This window comes from Pseudomonas sp. GW821-FHT07F01, assembly GCF_059418825.1.
On record NZ_JBWKQO010000008.1, the window covers coordinates 120,753 to 141,833 of the forward strand.

Sequence of the window (21,081 nt, forward strand, 5' to 3'; positions counted from 1 at the left end):
GCAAGACTCTCCTTGGCCGGCATCGGCATCAGTGCACACCGTAAAAGGCGACGGGCACTATGTGCTGATGGGGTGTTCCCAGATTGATGAAGTGCGCCGAACGTTCACGTACTTCGTCGATGACGATCAGGTTGCAAGAACTGCGCCCCCAATCCGTGGCGTAGTTGCCCAGGACCTTGCCGACGTTGCTCTCCAACAGCAGCACCAGCGGCCATTGGGGAGCCGGGCGGGCAGTGCCCAGGGCCCGGCACAGCAGGGCGCCGAGGTGGCGTATTTCTTCCAGGCCTGGCGCCTGGCCGCCATCGAGCAGTTGCAGGCAGGCACCGTCGCGGCTGCTCAGGGCCAGTTCCAGGGCCGCCTCCAGTTGCTGCCGGGAGGCGCGCACCGATAGACGGGCAACGATGGGCAGGTCCTTGAGCGGCAGTGCTTCGGGCCGGGGCAGGAACAAGGTGCTGCCGGAGATTTCGGTGTTGTGCAGGGTCAGCCCGTAGACCGTGGCCCGGCCACGGTTTTCCGGGACCAGGCGGCGGGCGTCACGCACCAGCCGCGGCTGGCGGGCAATGGCCAGGGCCAGGTCGATGCCCAGGTCGCCGTAGTGGGTGGTGCCGGGCAGGGTTTCACCCTGCAAGTGCCGATACAGCAACTCGCCGACGCCACCGGAAAAGGTCAGCGCCACATCAGGTTCGTGAGCCGGAAGGTTCAGCGGCAGTTGCTCCGTCAACCGGCCCAGCGGGCTGGCGAAGAACGCTCGGTCCCCCGACACGAGCGCCAGCAGGGCGTCGATGTACCAATCCAGCACGGCCTGCAGTTGTGAGCTGTCGAGGAGTTGCCCGGATGTTTTGCCAATCGCCAGGTGATCGAGCAGGGCCCGGCCGAACTCCGACATTCCGCTGAGCCGATAGCTGCCCGGCTCGAATTGCAGGTGCCGGGCACCGATGAAATGGCAACCGCTGGCCAGCACATTGCCCTCCAGGCCCCAGGCGGCATTGGTGGTGCCACCGCCAATATCCAGGTTGAGCATGGGCTGCTGCGCGTGAAAGCGGCTCAGGGCCGAGCAACTGCCCATGAACGCCAGCCAGGACTCCAGCCCGCCATCGTCGGCACGGGTGATCAGTGCGTTACCGATCAGTTGCCCCACCAGTTGCGCCAGGGCCTGGGCGTTGTGCCGCCGGGCCGCCAGCCCGGTGATGATCACCCCGCCGGAAAACAACTGCTGCGGGCGCACGTCCGCCTGTTCAAGCCAGGTTTCGATCAGGCCGCGGATCGCGGCTTCATCGATGACCTCGTCCTTGAAGGGCGTGAACACCGGGTCGCCGCGAAACAGCACCCGGGGTTCGTTGAGGGCCATGCGCCCGGTGATGCAGTGGCTGCTGAGGCTGGCCTGGGCAATCAGCACGCTGCTGGTGGTGGACCCGAAGTCCAGCCCCAGCAGCAAGACCTGGGCGCCGCCGGTGAAGGCTTGCATGCAGGCGTTCCTCGCCGCGCCGGAGTCAGGCCGTGGCCTTCTGGCCTGCCGGTTCCGGGGTTTCCAGGGCCGTGCCGCCCAGGTACTCGCCTTCGCCGATGATTCCGGCAGCCCGGTCCTGGGCTTCCAGTTGCAGGGCCTTGGGCACCGACAGCCAATAGGCCAGTCCCACCGCGACGAAGCCGGCGCTGATCTTGCCGATCAATACCGGGAGGATGATGGTCGGCTGGAAGTTGGCGGTGAAGGACAGGTGGTCCCCCAGCAGGAAGGCGGCGCAGACACCGAAGGCGATGTTCACCACCTTGTCCTTGGGCGGCATGAAGCGCACCAGGCGGAACATGGCCAGGATGTTGGCGATGGTGGCCAGCATGCCGGCACTGCCTACCGCGCTGAGGCCGATCTTGCCGCCGAGGTTTTCCAGGGGCTTGCCCAGGTACTTGCGCAGCAGGTAGACCATGGGGAAGGCGCCGGCCAGCATGATGCCGATGTAGCCGGCGGTTTCCAGGGCGCGGGTCTGGTCCTCGGCGTCGGCGATGATCGGGTGGAAGCCCCAGCCGCCGAACACCGCGGAGAAGGCCCCGGTGAAATACTCGACGATGGAGAACACCAGTACCAGCTTGATCGCCGCGTCCATGGCCCGGCCGAAGATGATGAAACCCTTGATCATCATGTCCGGCAAAAAGCGCAGGCCCAGGGCCAGGGCCACGACGAAGATCAGGATCGGCAGCAGGTTGGCGAAGATGCTGCCCAGGCCCAGGGCCAGTTGGTAGCTGGCTTCGCCGCTGGTGCTGACCAGTTCGCGTACCTGCGGGTTGCTGAAGGCCAGGATCAGGCTGGCGATCATTACGCCCACGGGAATGGTGAGGATCCCGGACATGATCCCCAGGGCCATGTACTTGTGGTCGCGCTTGTCGAGCATCGCCAGGCCCATGGGGATCGAGAAGACGATGGTGGCGCCACCCATGAAGCCGGTGATCAGCGCCATTACCAGCGCTTCCTTGCTGGCGGCCAGGGCCGAGGCCAGCTGATAGCCGCCCATGTCCGAGGCGATGATCATGGTCGCCGCCAGGGCCGGATCGGCTCCCAGGGAATTGAAGAACGGTCCGAAGACGGTTTCGATGACCACGGTGAGATAGGGGATGGAGGCCATGATGCCCGCGGCCGGCACGAAGATGTAGCCGGTGGCGTGGATGCCTTCCATGAATTCCTTGCCCAGGCCTCGCTCGCTGTCATAAATGGCGGCGAAGGCGCCAAGTACGGCGCAGAGCATGATGAGGTAGAGCACGTAGTTGCCGATCTGATCCATTGCGTTTGTCCCTTGTTATTGTTTTTCAAGCAGGGTCTGTGCACGACTGGTTTGGCGCAGAACTTCCGACAGCAGTGTCCCGTCCGGCAAGCCGTCGGCACCGGATCAGAGCAGGTGAACCTGTGCGGCAGGGCCGCGAAAAGGCCTCCCGGCGGCCTGGGCCGCCGGGAGGATCGATCAGAAGAAGCCCAGCGGGTTGATGTCGTAGCTCACCAGCAGGTTCTTGGTCTGCTGGTAGTGGTCGAGCATCATCTTGTGGGTTTCACGGCCGACGCCGGATTTCTTGTAGCCACCGAACGCGGCGTGGGCCGGGTACAGGTGGTAGCAGTTGGTCCAGACGCGGCCGGCCTTGATCCCGCGGCCCATGCGGTAGGCGCGGTTGATGTCGCGGGTCCAGACCCCGGCACCCAGGCCGAACTCGGTGTCGTTGGCGATCGCCAGGGCTTCGGCTTCGTCCTTGAAGGTGGTGACGCTGACCACCGGGCCGAAGATTTCCTCCTGGAACACGCGCATCTTGTTGGTGCCCTTGAGCAGGGTCGGCTGGATGTAGTAGCCGCTGGACAGGTCGCCCTCGAGTTTTTCCACCTTGCCGCCGGTGAGCAGCTGCGCACCTTCGTTCTTGGCGATGTCGAGGTAGGAGAGGATCTTGTCGAACTGCTGCTCGGAAGCCTGGGCGCCGACCATGGTGTCGGTGTCCAGTGGGTCGCCACGCTTGATCTGCTCGATCTTCTTCATCACCACTTGCATGAATTCGTCGTAGATCGATTCCTGCACCAGGGCGCGGGATGGGCAGGTGCAGACTTCACCCTGGTTGAAGAATGCCAGCACCAGGCCTTCGGCGGCCTTTTCGATGAACTTGGGCTCGGCCTGCATGATGTCTTCGAAGAAGATGTTCGGCGACTTGCCGCCCAGTTCCACGGTGGACGGAATGATGTTCTCGGCGGCGCACTTCATGATGTGCGAGCCCACCGGAGTCGAGCCGGTGAAGGCGATCTTGGCGATGCGCTTGCTGGTGGCCAGGGCTTCGCCGGCTTCGCGGCCAAAACCTTGCACCACGTTGAGTACGCCGGGTGGCAGCAGGTCGCCGATCACTTCCATGAGCACGGTGATGCCCAGCGGGGTCTGCTCGGCGGGCTTGAGTACCACGCAGTTGCCCGCTGCCAGGGCCGGGGCGAGTTTCCAGGCGGCCATCAGGATCGGGAAGTTCCACGGAATGATCTGCCCGACCACGCCCAGGGGTTCATGGATGTGATAGGCCACGGTGTTGCCGTCGATTTCCGCAGCGCTGCCTTCCTGGGCCCGCAGGCAACCGGCGAAGTAGCGGAAGTGGTCGGCGGCCAGGGGAATGTCGGCGTTCAGGGTTTCGCGCACGGCCTTGCCGTTGTCCCAGGTTTCGGTGATGGCCAGCAGTTCGAGGTTCTGTTCGATGCGGTCGGCAATCTTCAGCAGGATCAGCGAGCGCGCCTGCACCGAGGTCGCGCCCCAGGCGTCAGCGGCGGCATGGGCGGCGTCCAGGGCCTTGTCGATGTCTTCGGCAGTGGAGCGGGGGAATTCGGCAATCGGCTGGCCGTTGACCGGCGAGGTGTTGGTGAAGTACTGGCCTTTGACAGGCGCGACGAACTCGCCGCCGATGTAGTTACCGTATTTGCTCTTGAACGAAACGATAGCGCCTTCAGTACCGGGGTGTGCGTAACGCATGGTGGGTATCTCCTGGCTTTTATGCTTATGGGGGAGGACGCGCCGTAGCGCATATCAAGCGTAGAGCAAAGGTCGGGCCAGCGTGCTACAGGCCATATGCATCAAGGGTTTGCGGATGTTTCGAGGGGACCGCTACGGGGCGCTGTGACGGATCCGGTACAGGCTTGAGTGACAGTTTGTAACCTAAGTGGCACAACCTGTGACTCGGGAGTCAAGCCGGCATTGCAATGCAGCAGCGCCTGGAGGATGCTGGTTCGCGTGTCGAATCTTGTCGGACAAGTCTGATGAGCATTCCTCCTTCATAGTCGATTGCAGCCCGGCAGTGGCGACAGTATTTCGTCTGAGCGTGACAGCGCAGCAGGAGAATAATAAGAAATGCACACTAGCAATTACTTGAGCCGGCATGCCCAGCAGGTGCTCACCGTGGCCCAGGGCAAGGCTCATTTGCAGGGCCCGGGCAGCGATCCTTCCATTGCCCGCTCCTGGCTGCGCTGCCTCGAGGACTATCATCTCGACCCGGCCCAGGTCATGGCCCCTACGGTGCTTGAACATGGCCGCCTGTTGGAGAGCCGCGAGCGCCTGCAAGATGTCTTGCAGATTGCCGGCACCGAGATGGCCAACCTGCACCAACAACTGTCCGGCGCCGGGCATGCGGTGCTGCTGACCGATGCCCGGGGCGTGATCCTCAACTGCATTACCGCCCCCAGCGAACGCAAGATCTTCGAGCATGCCGGACTGTGGCTGGGCGCCGATTGGAGCGAGGCCCGGGAGGGCACCAACGGCATCGGCACCTGCCTGGTGGAGCGCCAGCCGCTGACCATTCACCAGGGCGAGCATTTCCGCGGCCGGCACACCGGCCTGACCTGCTCTGCGAGCCCGGTGTTCGACCCCCATGGCGAGTTGCTGGCGGTGCTGGATGTGTCGTCGGCGCGCCAGGACGTGTCCCGGCAGAGCCAGTTCCACACCATGGCCCTGGTCAATCTGTCGGCGAAGATGATCGAGAGCTGCTATTTCCTGCGTTATTTCGAGAACCAATGGCTGCTGCGCTTTCATCTGCAGGCGGAGTCGGTGGGGCTGTTCAGCGAGGGCCTGCTGGCGTTCGATGGCGATGGCCGGATCTGTGCGGTGAACCAGAGCGCCCTGAACCTGCTGGGGCATATTCGTGGCGGGTTGCTGGGCAAGCCGGTGGAAAGCTTTTTCGATTGCTCCCTGGATGAACTGCTCGGCCGCGCCAGTATCAATGCCAGCGCCAGTTGGCCATTGCGCACCCGGGACGGGCGACGCCTGTTCGCCTTGTTGCGCGGCCAGCCACAGCCGGCCGCACAACCAGCGGTGCTGCGGGCACCGCAGGCCATTGCGCCGGCGCGGCCCTCGGGGATCTGCCTGGGGGATGACGGCCTGCAAAACGATTTTCGCCGCGCCTCGCGAGTGTTCGAGCGCGATGTGCCGTTGCTGATCAATGGCGAGACCGGCTCCGGCAAGGAGGCCTTCGCCAAGGCGGTGCACCAGGGCAGCGCGCGGGCGGGCAAGGCCTTTGTCGCGCTCAACTGCGCGGCTATCCCGGAAAGCCTGATCGAGAGCGAGCTGTTCGGTTATCGCGGCGGCAGCTTTACCGGGGCGCGCAAGGAGGGCATGCGCGGCAAGTTGCAGCAGGCTGATGGCGGTACCCTGTTCCTCGATGAAATCGGCGATATGCCCCTGGCCCTGCAGACCCGTTTGCTGCGGGTACTGGAGGATCGGCTGGTGGTGCCGATCGGCGGCGAGCCGCAACCGGTCAACGTGCGCATCATCAGCGCGACCCACCGTGACCTGCTGGAGCGGGTGCGCGACGGTAGCTTCCGTGAGGACCTGTATTACCGGCTCAATGGCCTGGAGATCGCCTTGCCGGCCTTGCGCGATCGCAGCGACAAATCCCAGTTGCTGGATTTCCTCCTGGCCGAAGAGGCGGGCGGCCAGCCGGTGATGCTGGAGGACGCGGTGCGCCAGAGCCTGTTGAGTTATTCCTGGCCGGGTAACGTGCGGCAATTGCGCAACGTGCTGCGTACCCTGGCGGCCTTGTGTGAAAACGGCCGCATTGGCCTGGATGATCTGCCGCCGCTGATCCGCCACAGCCGCCCGGCGCCGCTGGGCGAAGCGGAAGCAGAGGTGCCGGAGCGGCCACTGGAGGATGCCGAGCGGGTGGCGTTGCTGGCGGCCCTGGAGCAGCAGCGCTGGCACATGACCCATACCGCCGAGCAGTTGGGCGTGAGCCGCAACACCCTCTATAGAAAGCTGCGCAAGCACGGCATCGCGCGATAGTCCGAGCTGCCGGCCGCTGCTGGCCCGTCGGGCTTGCGCCAGCGCAGGCCAGCAGCAACCTCCCGGTCAGCTAATGGGTGCGATTTGCAGCCCTCTACGCTAACCTGCGCCGATGTTTTTCGAGGTCGACTATGCACATCCATATTCTCGGTATCTGCGGCACTTTCATGGGGTCGATGGCGGTTCTGGCCAAAGAGCTGGGCCATCACGTCACCGGTTCCGACGCTAACGTGTATCCACCGATGAGCACCCAGTTGCAGGCCCAGGGCATCGAGCTGACCCAGGGCTACGATCCTGCCCAGCTGGACCCGGCGCCGGACCTGGTGGTGATCGGCAATGCCATGTCCCGCGGCAACCCGGCGGTGGAGTACGTGCTGAACAAGGGCCTGCCCTATGTGTCCGGCCCGCAATGGCTGGCCGACCATGTGCTGCAGGGGCGTTGGGTACTGGCGGTGGCCGGGACCCACGGCAAGACCACCACCAGCAGCATGCTGGCCTGGGTCCTGGAGCATGCGGGCATGAGCCCGGGCTTCCTGATCGGCGGCGTGCCACAGAACTTCGCCGTCTCCGCGCGCTTGGGCGGTACGCCGTTCTTCGTGATCGAGGCTGATGAGTACGACAGCGCCTTCTTCGACAAGCGCTCGAAGTTCGTCCACTACCGCCCACGGACCGCGATCCTCAATAACCTGGAATTCGATCATGCGGACATCTTCCCTGATCTTCCGGCTATCGAGCGGCAGTTCCACCATCTGGTGCGGACCATTCCCAGCGAAGGCCTGGTGATCCATCCCACCACCGAGCCTGCCTTGCAGCGGGTGATCGAGATGGGCTGCTGGACCCCGGTGCAGACTACCGGCGCCGGTGGCCAGTGGCAGGTCAAGTTGCTGAGCGCCGACGGTTCGGCCTTCGAGGTGATGTTCGAAGGCGTGAGCCAGGGCGTGGTGGAGTGGGAGCTGACCGGCCAGCACAATGTTGCCAATGCCCTGGCCACCCTGGCTGCGGCACGCCATGTGGGCGTGGTGCCGTCGATGGGCATTGCCGGCCTGAGCGCGTTCAAGAGCGTGAAGCGGCGCATGGAGAAAGTCGCCGAAGTGCATGGCGTGACCATCTACGATGACTTCGCCCATCACCCGACGGCCATCGCCACTACGCTGGATGGCTTGCGCAAGCGGGTTGGCGATGCCCCGGTGATCGCCATCATCGAGCCGCGCTCCAACTCCATGAAGCTTGGCGCGCACCGCGATGGCCTGCCGGAAAGCGTCAACCAGGCCGATCAGGTGATCTGGTATGCCCCGGCCAACCTGGGCTGGGACCTGGCCGCCACGGCGGCCTTGTGCACGGTGCCGTCGATTGTCAGCGACTCTCTGGAAGGCATCATCGAGCGGGTGAAGAGCCAGGCCAAGCCGGGCACCCAGGTGGTGATCATGAGCAACGGCGGCTTTGGCGGCCTGCACGGCAAACTGGCCGAGGCGCTGCGATGAACAACGGCCCGGAACGCATCACCCTGGCCATGACCGGTGCCTCGGGCGCCCAGTACGGCCTGCGCCTGCTGGACTGCCTGGTGCGTGAGGACCGGGAGGTGCATTTTCTGATCTCCAAGGCTGCGCAATTGGTCATGGCCACGGAAACCGATGTGACCCTGCCGCCCAAGCCGCAGACCATGCAGGCCTTCCTCACCGAATACACCGGTGCGTCGGCGGGGCAGATCCGCGTTTATGGCAAGGAGGACTGGATGTCGCCGGTGGCCTCGGGCTCCGGCTCGCCGGCGGCGATGGTAGTGGTGCCGTGCTCCACCGGCACCTTGTCGGCGATTGCCACCGGTGCCTGCAACAACCTGATCGAGCGCGCCGCGGACGTGACCCTCAAGGAGCGCCGGCAGTTGATTCTGGTGCCTCGCGAGGCGCCGTACTCCAGCATCCACCTGGAGCACATGCTCAAGTTGTCGAACATGGGCGTGACCATTCTGCCGGCCTCGCCGGGCTTCTATCACCAGCCGCAGACCATCGATGACCTGGTGGATTTTGTCGTCGCGCGGATTCTCAATCTGTTGAACATCCCGCAGGACATGTTGCCGCGCTGGGGCGAGCATCATCTGAGCAGCGATGAGTAAGTCCCTGCTGGTGCTGTTGGCCGCCCTGCAACTGGGCGGCTGTGCCACGGCCCGGACCTTGAATGCCGCCCAGCCCGGGGCGCCGGTGGTGTATTCGGGGACGCGCCTGGACTTGTATGCGATGCAGGGTGGGTGCTGCGCCATGGACCGCTTTGGCGCCGAGGCACCGAGCTATCCTGGCGTGGATCTGCCAGCCAGTGCCCTGCTCGATACCCTGTTGCTGCCGCTGTCGGTGCTGACGGTATTGGGGGTGGGGTTTCAGGCAACGGGCGGGTTGTAGTGCTTCGCCGGCAAGCCGGCTCCTACAGGTGCGTGCAGGAGCGGCTTGCGGGGCGAGCGATTCATTTGCCCAGCTTGCGTAGTTCGTCGGACTCGACGATCCGCGTGCCGCTCTGCTCTTCAAGCGCCAGGCGCCACATGGCCCGGGCCAGTTGGCAGGCTTCGATCCCGCGGTACTTGCCCGGGATCAGCCGCGACAGTGGTCCGGCCAGCTGTTCGCCCAGGCGCGGTTCGATGCGATCCCCCAGCAGCAGTGATGGCCGGCAGATGGTCAGTTGTGGCCAGCCCTGCTGTTTCAGCGCTTCTTCCATTTCACCTTTGACCCGGTTGTAGAAGATCGACGACTTGGGGTCGGCGCCCAGGGCGCTGATCACGATCAGGTGCCGTGCGCCCAGCTCCCGTGCACGTTTGCCGAAGGCCACCACCATGTCCAGGTCCACCGCGCGAAAAGCGGCCTCGGAGCCGGCCTGCTTGAGGGTGGTGCCCAGGCAGCAGAAGGCGATTTCCACTTTGCCGCTGAGTTGCGGCAGGAATACGGCGGGGTCGCCGACCGGGTTTTCCAGGCGTGGGTGTTCGCTCAGTGGGCGTCTGCTGGGCGCGAGGACGCGGGTGATGGTGGGCTCGTTGAGCAGACGATCGAGCAGTTGCTCCCCGGTCAGGCCGGAGGCGCCGGCGAGCAGGATATGCTGAGGCGTCAAGTACATGGTCATTCCCCCTTGATACTGTTTCAGCTTAGTTGCTCTGTGCTTCCTTGCTGCTTATAGAGACACTCTGCAGGGCCTTTCGTGCCTGCTGTTTGCGCAATTGTTGCCAATGGGCAATGACGCCTCTGGGCGCCCAGATCTGCGGTTCCGACGCTTCGAAGCCGTCTGCCTGCTCACGCTCGGCAACGATGCCCCGGGCCAGCTTGAATGCATGCTCCAGGTCGTCGGTCTGGTTCAGCGCCTGGGCGAACAGGGCATCGCCAAAGTAGGTGAAGTCGGCCTCTTCCGAGCAGCCGAAGGACACCCGGTCTGCCTGGGATGCGGTCATGATCAGGGTTCGCTCATCCTTGAGGGCCGGGATGAAGCCGCCGGAGTAGCAGGAAGAGATGACGATGATCTTATCGCGGTTCTTCAGCGGGGCTAGGGCGGTGGCCAGTTCATCGGCGGGCAGGTCTGCCAGCTCCAGGCGCGGCTGGTCCAGCACCAGTTCGTGGGCGCTGGTGCCGTGGCTGGTGAGGTAGATGAACACCAGGTCTTCCGGGCCGCTGCGTTCGGCCAGGGTCTGGGCGGCGCGGCGCAGGTTTTCCCGGGTGGCCATGGGCCGGTTCATCAGGTGGTCGCGGTGATTGACCAGGCGGATCTGGCCGTAGGCGCCGAAGCGACTGGCGAGCATGTTGCTGACATAGTCGGCCTCGCGCAGGAACACGCTCTGCTTGCCGTCGCCGGCCAGGGTCAGGCTGTAGAGTTCGATGGCCGGGGTGGAGGCGGGCACCGTATCGAGGGCTTCCTTGAGCAAGCGGCCCTGGACCAGCAGCGCAGTTTCCAGCGGGTCTGGCAGTAGCTTGCCATCGGCGTCGCGAACCCGCAGGCCGTTGTTCCACACACCGCTTTGCACGCTGCCATCGCGCAGTACCAGTACGCCGTGGCCTTGGTAGTTGTCACTGTCGAAGCCGCCAACGTAGAAGCTGCCATCGCTGAGATTTAGCCGCCCCTCACCGCTGAAGCGCCAGTCGCTGAAGGTGCCGACATAGTGGCTGCCGTCGGCGCCGGTCAGTTCGCCCTTGCCACTCAGGGCGCCTTCCTTGAACTGGCCGATCCAGACGTCGCCGTCGGAGTTTTCGTAGCGGCCCTTGCCGTTGAGCTGGTTGTGCTTGAAGCCGCCAACGTAGATGTCGCCTTCGGCACTGTTGAAGGTGCCGTTGCCTTCCAGCTGGCCGTTGACGAAGTTGCCGGTGAACTGGTTGCCGCTGGCGTCGCTGCGCTGGCCTTCGCCATTGGGCTTGCCCTTGGCGAACTGGCCCTGGTACTGGCTGCCGTCGTCCAGTTCCAGGCGCCCGAGGCCCGAATACAGGTCGGCCTTGAATTCGCCGCGGTAGGTCATGCCGTCTTCTTTGAGGGTGCCTTCGCCATCCCGGCGGCCGAGCTTGAAGCCGCCGCTGTAGCTGCTGTCCTTGGTGGTCAGGGTGCCCTGACCATGGAACAGCCCTTGCTGGAACTGGCCGCGATAGACCTCGCCGTTGCTGCCGTGCCATTCCCCCTGGCCATGCCACTGGCCCTTGTCGAACTGGCCGGCGTACCAACTGCCGTTGGGGTAGTCGATGCGCCCTTGTCCCTGGAGCAGGCCATTGACCAGGTCGCCTCGATAGCGCCCGCCGTCCGGCAGGCGGGCATCGGGCGGCAACAGCGATTCGCCGTCGCCACAGGCACTGAGCAATAGGGTCAAAACCAGGGGTGCAAGTGGGCGCATAACGGGTTCCGGATAATTAGGGGACCGAGTATGCCGCAGCGGTGTGACTTATATATAGAGAGGTTGAGCGAAACAGCGTGAGCTGTTTCGCATCGGAGGGATTTCAGACGAAACAGAGCGACAGCGGCTCGGCGATATAGGCCGGTTTTTCCTGGCCGTCGATTTCCAGGGTGGCGGTCGCCTTGAGCAGCCACTGACCGGGTTTCTTTTCGGTGACGTCAGTCAGGTCGACCTTGAGCCGCACCTTGGAATTGACTGGCACCGGCTGGATGAAACGCACGCTGTCCAGGCCGTAGTTGACCACCATCTTCAGGCCCTGGGGCAGCACGAGGATGTCTTCCATCAGTTTGGGGATCAGCGACAGGGTCAGGAAACCGTGGGCAATGGTGCTGCCGAACGGGGTCTGTGCGGCCTTGACCGGATCCACGTGGATGAACTGGAAGTCACCGGTCGCCTCGGCGAAGAGGTTGATGCGCTCCTGGTCGATGGTGAGCCATGGGGAACGTCCGAGTTCCTTCCCGACATAATCTTTGAGCTCTGCAACAGGAACATGGGGCATTGAGACTCTCCTTGGATCAACGATTTATTAGTATTCGACGTTGTGTGGTGCGCTCTGAAACTTCCACTTTAGATCATCATGGCGATCCTTCCCGGTAAACATCCATGCTTTTGGCGAATGCCGGTTCATAGCACCTGCGTGCTTATAATGCGCGACGGGATCTGGCTGGAGAGGCGGTATGTTGTTACGCGGTTTGACATGGCTGGTGCTGTTCCAATTGCTCGGAACGGCGCTCAATCACCTGCTGTTGCCCGTGCTTCCCGGGCCCATCATCGGCCTGTTGCTGCTGCTGGTTTTCCTGGTGGTGCGCGGTGAAGTGGGCGAGCCGCTGAATCTCGCGGCTGGCAGCCTGCTGCGTTACCTGCCGCTGCTGCTGGTGCCGCCTGCGGTGGGGGTCATGGTCTATGCCCGGGACATCGCCGCGGACTTCTGGGCCATTACCGGCGCGCTGGTGTTGTCCCTGGTGATCTCGATGGCCTTTGTCGGCGTGCTGATGCAGCGCCTGGTCAAGCGCCAGGGCCGGCAGGAGGACAGTCAATGATCTTCGATTGGCAGGGGGCCTGGGCCGCGGTGATCCATCACCCGCTGTTTGGCATCGGCATCACGCTGGGTGCCTATCAACTGGTGCTGGCGGCGTTCGAGAAGACCCGCTGGATGTTCCTGCAGCCGGTGCTGGTGTCCATGCTACTGGTGATCGGCGTGCTGCTCGGCTGCGGCCTGAGCTATGCCGAGTACCGCAAGAGCACCGAAATCCTGAGCATTCTGCTGGGCCCGGCGACGGTAGCCCTGGCGGTGCCGCTGTACCTCAACCTGCGACGGATCCGCCAATTGTTCTGGCCGATATTGGCTACGCTGGTGGTGGGTGGCGTCGTGGCTACCAGCCTGGGCGTACTGCTGGGATGGTGGTTTGGTGCCGAGCACATGATCCTAATGACCATGGCGCCCAAGTCGGTGACCTCGCCCATTGCCATGCTGGTGGCCGAGCAGATTGGTGGCGTGGCGGCGTTGGCGGCGGTATTCGTGCTGATTACCGGAGTGATCGGAGCGATATTTGGCCCGGGGCTGCTCAACCGTTTGGGGGTGCATGGCCCGGAAGCGCGAGGCATGGCCCTGGGCATGACCGCCCACGCAGTGGGCACCTCGGTGGCCTTGCAGGAAAGTGAGGAGTGCGGCGCCTTTGCGGCGCTGGCGATGAGTCTGATGGGCGTGGCCACGGCAGTGTTGCTGCCGTTGGCGGTGTCGTTGCTGGTTTAAGGAAGGAAGTATGAACCTGGCGCTTTTTCCTCTGAATACCGTGCTGTTTCCCGATTGCATTCTCGATCTGCAGATTTTCGAGGCGCGTTATCTCGACATGATCGGGCGCTGCATGAAGCAGGGCAGCGGGTTTGGGGTGGTGTGCATCCTTGAAGGGGAGGAGGTCGGTACGGCCGCCCAGGGCTATGCGCAAATTGGCTGTGAAGCCTTGATCACCGACTTCCACCAGCAGGACAACGGGCTGCTGGGAATCAGGGTCAGGGGCGGTCGGCGTTTTCGCATTCTGCAAAGCGAAGTGCAGAAAGACCAACTGACGGTGGCCCGGGTGCAATGGCTGGAAGAGGCCCCCGAACAGCCGTTGCAGGATGAGGATGCGGACCTGATTGCGCTGCTCAAGGCCTTGGCCGAACATCCGATGGTCGAGGCCCTGGATATGGGGGTCGAGGCTACGGGGCAGCTGTCACTGGCCAATCAGTTGGCCTACCTGCTGCCTTTTTCCGAACAGGACAAGATCGACCTGCTGCAACTGGATGACCCGCAGCAGCGTCTGGATGCCATCCAGCAGTTGCTGGACGAGCTGCAAGGCGAACTCTTCGCCTGAGCCGCAGCCTGTAGTGACGACCGCAGCTTGTCTCTGGCGCTTTTAATAGGCGTACCGCAGCAGGGCGTGAGGCAAGTGCCGTGTCGCCATGTATCCGCACATCAACAGCATGACCGGCAGTAGCAGCCACCAGGCCCTGGCCGGCATCGGCTTGAGCGGGCCTTGCCATTGGCTTAGGGTCAGGCTGGCGGCGCAGACACAGGCCGCGAGCATGGCGCCGGCGAGAATGTCGGTTGGCCAATGGGCCCCCAGGTAGACCCGCGATAAGGCAATGGCGGCCGCCGGCAGGCAGCCCAGCAACAGCCAGGTCAGGCGCATGCGGGGTGGCTGGCCACGGCCGGCCAGAACTGCCAGGGTCAAGAACAGGGCGAAGGAGCCGGAAGAGTGACCGCTGGGCATGCTGAAACTGGTGAGAGGCTCGCTCAGCACTTCAGGGCGTACCCGTGCGAAGAACCATTTGCTGCCGGTGTTGGCCAGGGCAGTACACAGCAGTGTCGCTCCGGCGAACGCGGCCTGGCGCCATTGGCGCAGGGCCAGGAGCAGCAGGGTCAGCACTGCGCTGAGGATGAACATGGCGCGGAACTCGCCGATCTGGGTGACCATGACCATGATCTTGTCCAGAGCCGGGTCCCGGTGCTCCTGTACCAGGGCGATCAGGCCCTGGTCGAACTGCGTCAGGTACGGATAGCCGATGAACAGCCCTGCCAGAATCAGCAGGCTCAGGCCGGACATCAACAGGGTTGCCCGGCGATGGCGCCGCAGGCTGCTGTTGACGCTCAGGCCGACAAGCACCACCAGGCTGCCAATGACGATGCCCGCCTGGGGCCAGAAGCCTTCGGGCAGGGGCAGGCGAATCGCCGCGCCCGTGGCCCAGCCCGGCAGCAGATAGGCCAGCGACCAGCCCGCCGCCGCCAGCAGGCTGACAGCGAGGAAGCGTGGGAACGGCATGTCGAACATTCCGGCCACCATCGGCAGCATCGGTCGTAGCGGGCCGATGAAGCGGCCCACCAGCAGGCTGGCGATGCCATAGCGCTGGAAGTAGGTTTCCGCACCGCTGATCCATTCAGGGTGATGACGAAGGCCGGGCAAGCGGCGAATGCCTTGGTGGAAATGCCGTCCCAGCAGATAGGACATCACGTCCCCCAGCAATCCGCCGGCAGCACCCAGGAGCAGGGTTTCCCCCAGTGACAGGGCGCCATTGCCGGCCAGTACCGCAATCGCGAACAGCAGGACCGTGCCCGGCACGATCAGGCCCACGATCGCCAGGCATTCCATGCAGGCCACGATGAACACTGCGGCTGCCAGCCATTGGGGGTTGCTGGTTAGCCAGGCGGTCACGCTGTCGAGCCATGGGCCCATAAATTCAACTCCGTTGTTGTTTTTTGCTGAGGTGGGACGGTGGCGTCAGCCGAGCACCAGGTAGTCGCGCCCTTCGACCTGGCCGCGACGCAAAGGGTTGCGCGTGCAGTAGGGGGCGTAGGCGGCATCGACAAAGCGATACATCAGGTGTTCGTCACGCCCATGGGGGATGCCCAGGCGGGTGGTCTGGAGGATGTGTGGCACGGCGGCACCCACATCTTCGACGAAGAGAATCTCGTGATCGAAGCGTTTCGCATCCCAGACCGGAACCTTCAGGCCCAGGGCCTTGCACAGCAGGGTCTGGCCGGCGCAGAGCTTTTGCGCGGGGCGCGGCCGGCCACTGGCGTCCGGATTGTTCAGCAGCATCTGCGCCAGGCTGGCAGGGCCGGAGACTTCATCGACCCAGGGATAGGCGGACTTGATCAGTACGGCATTGCCAGGGCCCCGGGCGCTGAAATTCAGGGAGTCGCCGCCGCGGGCGTAGTACATATAGATGTGGCCGCCGTCCAGAAACAAAGCCTTACGCTTTTCTGTGTAGCCGAGGGAGGCGTGGCTGCCTTTTTCCTCGCAGTAATAGGCTTCGGTTTCGATAATGCGCGCGGACAGCCACAGATCGCCGACTTTATGGCGGATGACTTTGCCCAACAGTTCGCGGGCCAAAAGCTCGGCATCACGGTCGAAAAAGCCGTCCGGCAGGGCTTTTGGCAGTTTTGCAGAGGTCAGAATGGACATGGTGGCGAAGGGTTATGGCGGAAAAGGTGACGCAATGGTAACAACTCCAGGCTTAATTCAGGCTGAACGCCGGGTATTTGCACTCCATTTCGACCATCCGCCCGTGACCGCTGTCCGTGGGCCGGCGCGACAGCTATAATCAGCCGCTTTCCTCTTTGCCAAGACCACACCAGACCATGACTGAGTCCGTTCTTGACTACATGACCCGCCTGGGTCGCGCTGCCCGCCAGGCTTCCCGGGTGATCGCCCGTGCCACCACCGCGCAAAAGAATCGTGCGCTGCTGGCGGCTGCCGATGCGTTGGACGCGGCACGACCGGAACTGACTGCGGCCAACGAGCAGGACCTGGCCAACGGCCGGGCCAATGGTCTGGAACCGGCCCTGCTGGATCGCCTGGCGCTGACCCCGGCGCGTATCGACGAAATGATCGAAGGCCTGCGTCAGGTGGCCAAGCTGCCTGACCCCATCGGTGAAATCCGCGACATGCGCTACCTGCCGTCGGGCATCCAGGTGGGCAAGATGCGCGTGCCCCTGGGGGTGATCGGCATCATCTACGAGTCGCGCCCGAACGTGACCATCGATGCGGCCAGTCTGTGCCTGAAGTCGGGCAACGCCACCATCCTGCGCGGCGGTTCCGAGGCGATCCATTCCAACCGCGCCATCGCCACCTGCATTCAGCAGGGCCTGGCGGCGGCCGACCTGCCGCCTCACGTGGTGCAGGTAGTGGAAACCACCGACCGCGCTGCGGTTGGAGCGCTGATCACCATGCCCGAGTTCGTCGACGTGATCGTGCCCCGTGGCGGCAAGAGCCTGATCGAGCGGGTCAGCCGTGACGCCAAGGTGCCGGTGATCAAGCACCTGGACGGCGTCTGCCACGTGTATATCGATGTCGCGGCGGACCTGGACAAGGCCATTCGCATTGCCGACAACGCCAAGACCCAGCGCTATGCACCGTGCAACACCATGGAAACCCTGCTGGTTCACTCCGCCATTGCCGAGCGCGTATTGCCGCCATTGGCCGCGATCTACCGCGACAAGGGCGTCGAGCTGCGTGGCTGTGCGCAAACCCGCGCACTCCTCGGTGCCGGTGTGTTGGAAGCAACCGAAGAAGACTGGCGCACCGAGTACACCGCGCCGATCCTCTCGATCCGCGTGCTGGACAACCTGGAGCAGGCCATCGAGCACATCAATACCTATGGCTCGCACCACACCGACTCGATCGTCACCGAAAACTTCAGTGACGCCCGGCGCTTCCTTAACGAAGTGGATTCCAGTTCGGTCATGGTCAATGCCTCGACGCGCTTTGCCGACGGCTTCGAGTACGGCCTGGGCGCGGAGATCGGCATTTCCACCGACAAGCTGCACGCCCGTGGCCCGGTTGGGCTGGAAGGGCTGACCAGCGAGAAGTACGTAGTCTTTGGCGACGGTCACGTGCGTACTTGATGGGCAAACGTATCGGTCTGCTGGGCGGCACCTTCGATCCAGTGCATATCGGCCACTTGCGTGGCGCGCTGGAGGTGGCGGAATCCATGCAACTCGATGAGCTGCGCCTGGTACCCAGTGCCAGGCCGCCCCATCGGGATACACCGCAGGTGTCGGCCCTCGATCGTCTGGCGATGGTCGAGTGTGCGGTGGCGGGCGTTTCACCCCTGGTGGTGGACGACCGTGAGCTGAAACGGGACAAGCCGTCCTACACCATCGACACCCTGGAACAGATGCGGGCCGAGCTGGCCGCAGATGACCAGTTGTTTCTGTTACTGGGCTGGGACGCGTTTTGCGGCCTGCCCACCTGGCATCGCTGGGAAGAGTTACTCCAGCATTGCCACATCCTGGTGCTGCAACGCCCGGATGCCGACAGCGAACCGCCGGATGCCTTGCGCAACCTGCTGGCAGCGCGTTCGGTGAGCGACCCTTTGGCCCTGCAAGGGCCTGGGGGACACATTGCATTCGTCTGGCAGACGCCGCTCGCGGTGTCCGCCACCCAGATCCGTCAACTGCTGGCCAGCGGTAAGTCGGTACGTTTCCTGGTGCCTGACGCGGTCCTGGCCTATATCGATGCACACGGGCTTTACCGTGCGCCGAACTGAAGGAGCGCTGCCGGCCTGTGCTGAGCGGCGTTCCAAACATACGAGCTAAACGAGTTTTATATGACTAACCAAGTAATGAAAGGCGAAGATCTGGTCAAGGTGGCTGTCGCCGCGCTGGAAGACGTCAAGGCCCAGGACGTCCTGGTGATCGATGTTCGCGACAAGCAGAGCATCACTGACTACATGATCATCGCTACCGGTACCTCCAACCGCCAGATCGGCGCGATGCTGGAAAAGGTCCGTGAAATGGTCAAGGCCCAGGGCGTGCGCCCATTGGGTGAAGAAGGCAAGGGCGACAGTGACTGGGTGCTGCTGGACCTGGACGACGTGATCGTGCACATGATGACCGCCTCGGCTCGTCAGTTCTACGACCTGGAGCGTCTGTGGCAGGGCGCCGAGCAGAGCCGCGCGGCCGATGGCAAGCACCACAGCCCGGAGCATGGCCACGAGCACTTCACCAAGCTCAACAAAGACCAGCAATAAGGGACGGCTGTGCGCCTGCGTCTGATCGCTGTCGGTTCACGCATGCCCAAGTGGGTGGAAGAGGGTTGGCACGAGTATGCCAAGCGTCTGCCATCCGAGCTGGCGTTGGAACTGGTGGAAATTCCGCTCAATACCCGGGGCAAGAACGCCGACGTGGCTCGCTTCATCCGTCAGGAGGGCGAGGCCATGCTGGCCAAGGTCGGGCATAACGAGCGCATCGTCACTCTCGAGGTGCACGGCAAACCCTGGAGCACCGAGCAACTGGCGGTGGAACTGGATCGCTGGCGTCTCGATTCGCGCACCGTGAATTTCATGGTCGGCGGCCCGGAAGGGCTGGCGCCGGAGGTCTGTGCGCGGGCGGATCAGCGCTGGTCGCTGTCGCCGCTGACCTTGCCGCACCCGCTGGTGCGGATTCTCATCGGTGAACAGCTGTATCGCGCCTGGACCGTGCTGTCCGGGCACCCTTACCACAAGTAGCCCGCGCCCCTCATGTCCCAGCCGATCCGCATCAAGGACCACGAAAAAGACGCCCGTCTGGTGCGTGGCCGTGTCGTGTTCGGCGCCATCATGGTGGTTTGCCTGATCGGTGTGCTGATTGCCCGGCTGTATTACCTGCAGGTGATCCAGTACGACTATCACTCCACCCTTTCGGAGAACAACCGAGTCCACGTGCAGCCAATTCCACCGACTCGCGGGTTGATTTTCGACCGCAATGGCGTGGTGGTGGCGGACAACCGGCCCAGCTTCAGCCTGAGCATGACCCGCGAGCGTTCCGGCGACTGGCAGCAGGTGCTCGACGTGATCGTCGAGGTGCTGGAGCTGACTCCGGAAGACCGGGTGCTGTTTGAAAAGCGCATGAAGCAGGGGCGTCGGCCTTTCGAGCCGGTGCCGATCCTGTTCGAGCTGACGGAAGAGCAGATCGCCCGGATCGCGGTGAACCAGTTCCGCCTGCCCGGTGTGGAAGTGGTGGCCCAGCTGGTCCGGCATTACCCCCAGGGCGCGCACTTTGCGCACTCCGTGGGCTATATGGGGCGGATCAACGAGAAAGAGCTCAAGTCCCTCGATCCGGTGAACTACAGCGGCACCCACCATATAGGCAAGACCGGCATCGAGCGCTTCTACGAGCCTGAGCTGCACGGCCAGGTGGGTTACGAAGAGGTCGAGACCAACGCCCGTGGCCGGGTGCTGCGGGTGCTCAAGCGCACCGACCCGATTCCCGGCAAGGACATTGTCCTGAGCCTGGACATCAAGTTGCAGGAAGCCGCGGAACTGGCCCTGGGCGGGCGCCGTGGCGCGGTGGTAGCCCTGGACCCGAGTACCGGTGAAGTGCTGGCGATGGTCAGCCAGCCGAGCTTCGACCCCAACCTGTTCGTCACCGGCATCAGCTTCAAGGCCTATGCCGAGCTGCGCGATTCCATCGACCGGCCGCTGTTCAACCGGGTGCTGCGTGGCCTCTATCCGCCGGGTTCGACCATCAAGCCGGCGGTGGCCATTGCCGGGCTGGATGCCGGCGTGGTCACGGCTTCGACCCGGGTCTACGACCCGGGCTACTACCAGTTGCCCAACTACGACCACAAGTACCGCAACTGGAACCGTACCGGTGACGGTTATGTCGACCTGGATACCGCGATCATGCGGTCCAACGACACCTATTTCTACGACCTGGCCCACAAGCTGGGGATCGACCGGCTGTCCGCCTACATGAGCAAGTTCGGTATCGGCCAGAAGGTCTCTTTGGACATGTTCGAGGAGTCGCCGGGCTTGATGCCGACCCGCGAATGGAAGCGCGCCACCCGGCGCCAGGCCTGGTTCCCGGGGGAGACCCTGATTCTCGGGATCGGCCAGGGCTACATGCAGTCCACGCCGTTGCAACTGGCCCAGGCCACCGCCCTGGTCGCCAGCAAGGGCAAGTGGAACCGGCCGCACCTGGCCAAAAGCATCGAGGGCGAGAAGCCGGTGGATCACAACCCGATGCCGGACATTGTCCTGCGTGACCCCTCGGACTGGACGAAGGTCAACCATGGCATGCAGCAGGTGATGCACGGTGCCCGGGGCACCGCGCGCAAGGCTGCGGCCGGTTCGCCGTACCGGATTGCCGGCAAGAGTGGTACCGCCCAGGTGGTGGCGATCAAGCAGGGCGAGAAGTACGACCGCTCCAAGGTCCAGGAACGGCATCGTGACCACGCCTTGTTCGTCGGCTTCGCTCCGGCGGAAAACCCCAAGATCGTGGTCTCGGTCATGGTCGAGAACGGTGAGTCGGGCTCCGGCGTCGCGGCACCGGTAGTGCGTCAGGTGATGGATGCCTGGCTTCTCGGCCAGGACGGCCAGCTCAAGCCCGAGTTCGCCAGCCCTATCAGCGCGGAGGCTACGGCCCGTGAAGAGTAATTTTGACCGCATCCT

At 63.8% G+C, this 21,081-nt stretch carries 20 protein-coding genes; 12 read left to right on the forward strand and 8 right to left on the reverse strand.

Annotated elements, in window-relative coordinates; all coding sequences use genetic code 11:
• Positions 1–28 precede the first annotated feature (28 nt).
• The 3 genes from AC07R1_RS27520 to exaC all read right to left on the reverse strand — a co-directional run bounded on the left by AC07R1_RS27520 (position 29) and on the right by exaC (position 4,469).
• Positions 29–1,465, reverse strand: coding sequence for an ethanolamine ammonia-lyase reactivating factor EutA (locus AC07R1_RS27520; protein ID WP_011063689.1), 1,437 nt, complete (start codon positions 1,463–1,465; stop codon positions 29–31).
• A 25-nt stretch (positions 1,466–1,490) separates the two neighbouring features.
• Positions 1,491–2,771 carry an ethanolamine utilization protein EutH gene (gene eutH / locus AC07R1_RS27525; RefSeq protein ID WP_011063688.1) on the reverse strand — a complete coding sequence of 427 codons (1,281 nt, stop codon included), beginning with the start codon at positions 2,769–2,771 and terminating at the stop codon, positions 1,491–1,493.
• Between the two features lie 177 nt (positions 2,772–2,948).
• A complete protein-coding gene (exaC, locus tag AC07R1_RS27530) occupies positions 2,949–4,469 on the reverse strand; it encodes an acetaldehyde dehydrogenase ExaC (RefSeq protein WP_011063687.1) in 1,521 nt (506 codons plus the stop codon).
• A gap of 375 nt (positions 4,470–4,844) precedes the next feature.
• On the opposite strand from exaC, the gene AC07R1_RS27535 reads away from it, so the two are divergent.
• The 4 genes from AC07R1_RS27535 to AC07R1_RS27550 all read left to right on the forward strand — a co-directional run bounded on the left by AC07R1_RS27535 (position 4,845) and on the right by AC07R1_RS27550 (position 9,157).
• A complete protein-coding gene (locus tag AC07R1_RS27535; RefSeq protein WP_011063686.1) occupies positions 4,845–6,767 on the forward strand; it encodes a sigma-54-dependent Fis family transcriptional regulator in 1,923 nt (640 codons plus the stop codon).
• Between the two features lie 131 nt (positions 6,768–6,898).
• Positions 6,899–8,248, forward strand: coding sequence for a UDP-N-acetylmuramate:L-alanyl-gamma-D-glutamyl-meso-diaminopimelate ligase (gene mpl, locus AC07R1_RS27540; protein ID WP_011063685.1), 1,350 nt, complete (start codon positions 6,899–6,901; stop codon positions 8,246–8,248).
• The gene (ubiX, locus tag AC07R1_RS27545; RefSeq protein WP_011063684.1) at positions 8,245–8,877 is read left to right on the forward strand and encodes a flavin prenyltransferase UbiX; all 633 of its coding nucleotides are present in this window, start codon (positions 8,245–8,247) and stop codon (positions 8,875–8,877) included. The genes mpl and ubiX overlap by 4 nt, the downstream gene beginning before the upstream one ends.
• Complete coding sequence (locus AC07R1_RS27550) at positions 8,870–9,157, forward strand: YceK/YidQ family lipoprotein (protein ID WP_011063683.1); 288 nt, start codon at positions 8,870–8,872, stop codon at positions 9,155–9,157. Before ubiX ends, AC07R1_RS27550 begins: the two co-directional genes overlap by 8 nt.
• 61 nt (positions 9,158–9,218) lie before the next feature.
• Here the strand turns inward: AC07R1_RS27550 and AC07R1_RS27555 are convergent, their stop codons facing one another.
• The 3 genes from AC07R1_RS27555 to AC07R1_RS27565 form a co-directional block, all read right to left on the reverse strand.
• Positions 9,219–9,860 carry an oxidoreductase gene (locus AC07R1_RS27555; protein ID WP_047289482.1) on the reverse strand — a complete coding sequence of 214 codons (642 nt, stop codon included), beginning with the start codon at positions 9,858–9,860 and terminating at the stop codon, positions 9,219–9,221.
• Between the two features lie 28 nt (positions 9,861–9,888).
• Positions 9,889–11,607: a C13 family peptidase gene (locus tag AC07R1_RS27560; RefSeq protein ID WP_011063681.1), complete on the reverse strand. Its 1,719-nt coding sequence runs from the start codon at positions 11,605–11,607 to the stop codon at positions 9,889–9,891.
• A 103-nt stretch (positions 11,608–11,710) separates the two neighbouring features.
• Positions 11,711–12,166: a MaoC family dehydratase gene (locus AC07R1_RS27565; RefSeq protein WP_011063680.1), complete on the reverse strand. Its 456-nt coding sequence runs from the start codon at positions 12,164–12,166 to the stop codon at positions 11,711–11,713.
• Between the two features lie 178 nt (positions 12,167–12,344).
• On the opposite strand from AC07R1_RS27565, the gene AC07R1_RS27570 reads away from it, so the two are divergent.
• Genes AC07R1_RS27570 through AC07R1_RS27580 form a run of 3 tightly spaced genes read left to right on the forward strand, consistent with a single transcriptional unit; the run spans position 12,345 to position 14,021 of the window.
• The gene (locus tag AC07R1_RS27570; protein WP_011063679.1) at positions 12,345–12,707 is read left to right on the forward strand and encodes a CidA/LrgA family protein; all 363 of its coding nucleotides are present in this window, start codon (positions 12,345–12,347) and stop codon (positions 12,705–12,707) included.
• A complete protein-coding gene (locus AC07R1_RS27575; RefSeq protein ID WP_011063678.1) occupies positions 12,704–13,420 on the forward strand; it encodes an LrgB family protein in 717 nt (238 codons plus the stop codon). The genes AC07R1_RS27570 and AC07R1_RS27575 overlap by 4 nt, the downstream gene beginning before the upstream one ends.
• Before the next feature lie 10 nt (positions 13,421–13,430).
• On the forward strand, positions 13,431–14,021 hold the full coding sequence (locus AC07R1_RS27580) for an LON peptidase substrate-binding domain-containing protein (protein WP_015637174.1): 591 nt from the start codon (positions 13,431–13,433) through the stop codon (positions 14,019–14,021).
• Between the two features lie 42 nt (positions 14,022–14,063).
• On the opposite strand, the gene AC07R1_RS27585 is transcribed toward AC07R1_RS27580, so the two are convergent.
• Complete coding sequence (locus tag AC07R1_RS27585; protein WP_019094180.1) at positions 14,064–15,380, reverse strand: bifunctional DedA family/phosphatase PAP2 family protein; 1,317 nt, start codon at positions 15,378–15,380, stop codon at positions 14,064–14,066.
• Positions 15,381–15,425: 45 nt separating this feature from the next.
• Positions 15,426–16,112, reverse strand: a complete 687-nt coding sequence (locus AC07R1_RS27590; protein WP_019094179.1) for a DNA-3-methyladenine glycosylase — start codon at positions 16,110–16,112, stop codon at positions 15,426–15,428.
• A gap of 176 nt (positions 16,113–16,288) precedes the next feature.
• On the opposite strand from AC07R1_RS27590, the gene AC07R1_RS27595 reads away from it, so the two are divergent.
• From AC07R1_RS27595 to mrdA, 5 genes are read left to right on the forward strand one after another with little or no spacing between them, the layout of a single operon-like run.
• Positions 16,289–17,554: a glutamate-5-semialdehyde dehydrogenase gene (locus AC07R1_RS27595; protein WP_011063674.1), complete on the forward strand. Its 1,266-nt coding sequence runs from the start codon at positions 16,289–16,291 to the stop codon at positions 17,552–17,554.
• Entirely contained in the window at positions 17,554–18,198 is a 645-nt protein-coding gene (gene nadD, locus AC07R1_RS27600) for a nicotinate-nucleotide adenylyltransferase (protein ID WP_011063673.1), read from the forward strand. Before AC07R1_RS27595 ends, nadD begins: the two co-directional genes overlap by 1 nt.
• 60 nt (positions 18,199–18,258) lie before the next feature.
• Positions 18,259–18,681, forward strand: coding sequence for a ribosome silencing factor (gene rsfS / locus AC07R1_RS27605; protein WP_015637171.1), 423 nt, complete (start codon positions 18,259–18,261; stop codon positions 18,679–18,681).
• A gap of 9 nt (positions 18,682–18,690) precedes the next feature.
• On the forward strand, positions 18,691–19,158 hold the full coding sequence (gene rlmH / locus AC07R1_RS27610; RefSeq protein WP_011063671.1) for a 23S rRNA (pseudouridine(1915)-N(3))-methyltransferase RlmH: 468 nt from the start codon (positions 18,691–18,693) through the stop codon (positions 19,156–19,158).
• Between the two features lie 12 nt (positions 19,159–19,170).
• A complete protein-coding gene (gene mrdA, locus AC07R1_RS27615) occupies positions 19,171–21,066 on the forward strand; it encodes a penicillin-binding protein 2 (protein WP_011063670.1) in 1,896 nt (631 codons plus the stop codon).
• Positions 21,067–21,081: the final 15 nt, after the last annotated feature.